This is a genomic window from Pseudomonas sp. URMO17WK12:I11 (assembly GCF_007677725.1).
Lineage (GTDB): Bacteria > Pseudomonadota > Gammaproteobacteria > Pseudomonadales > Pseudomonadaceae > Aquipseudomonas.
This window is the reverse complement of the sequence record NZ_VEDF01000042.1, coordinates 1-427: the sequence shown is the minus strand read 5'-3', so window position 1 is coordinate 427 and position 427 is coordinate 1. Positions and strand designations below refer to the sequence as shown.

Below are 427 nucleotides of genomic sequence, written 5' to 3'. Positions count from 1 at the left end.
CCGCCCATGAACATCTCCGAACGCATCGCCATCGCCGTGGCCGAGTCTTCCCTGCCCTTGCACCGCTGCAAGGCCTGTCAGCGCCAGGGCCTGCCGATCTTGCCGCTGCGCAGGGCGCTGGTGCCCGACACGCGTTTTGGCAGTGACCCCACCACGCAAACACGCCTGGGCCTGCGCACCTTGCGCAGCGGCTACCTGTACGTGCTGCTCGACCAGCGCGTCTGGCAGGCCTTCGAAGTGACCGAGCACGGCCACCTGCGCCGTTTCGATCCTTATGCACCGCCACTTGGACCGCCCCCGCCGTTACCCGAAACCTGCGTGCACGAGAACCATGACATCCCCTCGGCGTTTCTCACCCTCGACGCCGTCACCTACGGCTCGGCCTGGATCGCCTTCGCCAGCGACCCGTGGCCGATGAGTGTGCTCA

Annotated in this window: 1 protein-coding gene; it reads left to right on the top strand. The window is 67.0% G+C overall.

Annotated elements, in window-relative coordinates; translation table 11 throughout:
* Positions 1 to 427, top strand: a 427-nt coding sequence (locus FS665_RS23485) for a toxin VasX (RefSeq protein WP_371921323.1), incomplete at both ends; no start/stop codon positions are given.